The following is a 2,642-nucleotide window of genomic DNA, read 5'->3' as shown; positions in this document are numbered from 1 at the left end:
GATTCGATTAACCCGAAGCATTTAACCGACTACATGAACCGGGGAACCACAGGCACGAAGTCGGTTAAAAGCGAAACCGACCTGTGTAGCGCAATACTGGCAAGCACAGCCTGAGTGCTGAAGAACCAAACTCCAGGAGCAGGCATCCTTGCCTGCTCAAGGGCAGGCAGAGATGCCTGCCCCACAGTCGCAGGGCCTGCGGCCCGCCACAAACAACGGAATCGGGACCGCCGCCGAGCGATTGCCACGAAAGACGGCAAAGAGCCCAACGATTTTTTCCGCAGGCTTTCGGGGGCTTTATGCGATCTCTGCGCGCTCTTGTGGCCAACGATTACCCGCGTGGAATGCGCGATCGTCGATCGCCGGAACAATCGTTCCGCTAATAGTCGTTTCGCCAGTTGACGCCGATGCCGGGGCGCAGTTCGGGCCCGGTGTAGGTTTCCAAGGAAAGGTGCCGCGTCACCTCCAGCTCGGCCATCATGCCCGTTTCGCCGCGCGCATCGAGCGAGCGGCTGACTTCGACGTAGAGGCCGGAGCTGATATATTTTCCGGCGGCGACTTCCGAGGCCTCGCCTTCGACGTTGGATTCGCGCCATTCGAGCGTATCGACCCCGACGACCTTTCGGACATGATACATAAAGCCGGGGCCATTCGCGCCGCCCGACAACTGGCGCGCGGCGGCGGCGATCTGGATGGCCTGATAGGGCGAAATGGAGCTGGTGTCGCGATTGAACAGCACGTGCGACAAGATCTCGTCCTCCGGCATGAACGGGGTCGAAGCCAGCGAATACTGCGGATCGTTGGCGCGACCGTTCAGCACGAGTTTCGCCGTGACATCGCTGCGCGAATACTCGGCGGTGAGATTCTCGAGAAACACGACCGCGGGCACCGAACCATCCAGCAGGATGCTTCCGTCGGTGAAACGGAACTTCTTGCCGATGAAACTGACGAAGCCGCGGCGGGGCTCGAGCTTGCCCTTGATCGACACGCCGTTGGGCGCATCGGTGATGTGCAGGTTTCCGCCCAGCGTCGCTTCGATCATCGAAGAATTGACGAAAACCTGATCGGGTAGCCCGACGTGAACATCCAGTCCGACGGGCGGTGCCTTGCGCAGCTTTTTCCCGGCGGCCGCCAGCCGGTTCGTGGCGTGGCGGTCGAAATCGGTGAGCACCGCCGGAGGGGGCGATGCCATGTTGCCGAGCAGGATCTCGGCGCGGTCGACGGTAATCGTCCCGGCGACATCGGGGCGCAGCGGGCGGCCCTTGACGGTCAGCGTTCCCGAAACCCGGGCATCGGTCTCATCGCGGCGGATCAAGTTGGCCCCGGCGAAATCCAGCTGAAGGTCCAAGCCTTCCCGCCCCATTCCGCCGGCCATCGCCACCGTTCCGGACGAGCCGTCGGTGGCTTTGGCGTGGCCCACTTTGAAGCCGCCCGGAACCGCTTCGAACGCGGCGTTGAAATCGCGAAAGAGAAAGCCCCAGTCATAGTGCTCGTACCGCCCGTCCGTGATCCAAAGATGACCGGAAGGCTCCAGGTCTTCATAGCTCAGATCGACGGTAAGCAACCCCTCGACCAATTGATTCTGGAACATGGCCAACCGGTTCAAGACGGAGAGATCGAGGTCGGCGGCAAGCCGCGCATCGAGGTGCCGCACCTCGGGGCGGTAGTGGAACGGAACCAGCGAAAAAGCGCACGGCATCTGGAAGTCCGCCGTCAAGTGCCCGCTGACATAGTTCGTCAGCGACGTCGCCCCGAACAGACGGCCGTTCACCACCCCGGCATTGATTTCAAAATCCAGCTCGGGGAGCTCGTCCAGCGCATCCTCCACACTGGTGAACCCCGCCACGCGAATGCCGGCATCGATCTGCGGGTCTTCCAGCGAACCCGAAATGGAAAGGTCGCCGGTGACCCGTCCATGGAAATTGGAAAGGGCCCCGACGGGAAGCGCACCGATATCGAATTCCCGCAGCGCCCCACCCAGCGCGATGCTTCCCGGCCTCACCGTTCCGGCCAAGGCGAGCAACACCGTTTCCCATCCGCCAATCTTCAGCGAATCCACCTCGATTGCCCAGCTCCCGTTGGCCATGGCGACCGCGGCCGAGCCGGCGACCTCGTAGCGGTTGGTTTTGGCGTCCTGGTAGGTTGCATCGACCGCGACGCCGACTCGCCCCGGGGTGAAATCCAACGAAAGATCGCCCTGGGCAACGTGCCCCGGGCTCGAAAGCGCGAGCTCCGGAAAACGGAGTTTTCCGCCGGCATAATGCAGCGGAGTCGCGACCCGCCCTTGCCAGCCGCCCTTGGCCAGCGCCACTTCCAGCAGGGCATCGATTCCTTCCGCGGCGATGGTGACGCTCCCCTTGCCGGAAAGGTGGTCGAGGCCGAACGTCGGCTTGACCAACTGCGCCAATGCCAGCTCGAGCTCCAGGCGATCGGTGCGGCGGCCGGTTAACGTGGCATTCAGCCCGACCCGGCCGACGGCGTCGCCGGAGATTTCAAGATCGCCGGAGAGGACGCCGGAAGGCAGGTAGGCGATGCCGCCGGAATGGACGGAATATTCGAGTTCCTGGCCCGCGACCCCCTTGCCCAGCACCAGCCGATCGATCCGCAAACCATCCAACAAAACCTCGCGCGGCCGGAACCCG

General features: G+C 63.1%; 1 protein-coding gene. It reads right to left on the bottom strand.

The genetic code is table 11. From position 1 onward, the window contains the following. Window positions 1–379 precede the first annotated feature (379 nt). The coding region (locus ABYO54_RS15925) for a translocation/assembly module TamB domain-containing protein (RefSeq protein WP_372809217.1) at window positions 380–2,642 on the bottom strand (2,263 nt) is incomplete at its 5' end.

Source organism: Pontiella sp., from assembly GCF_041622395.1.
Classification (GTDB): Bacteria; Verrucomicrobiota; Kiritimatiellia; order Kiritimatiellales; family Pontiellaceae; genus Pontiella.
This window is presented reverse-complemented; position numbering and strand designations above follow the sequence as displayed.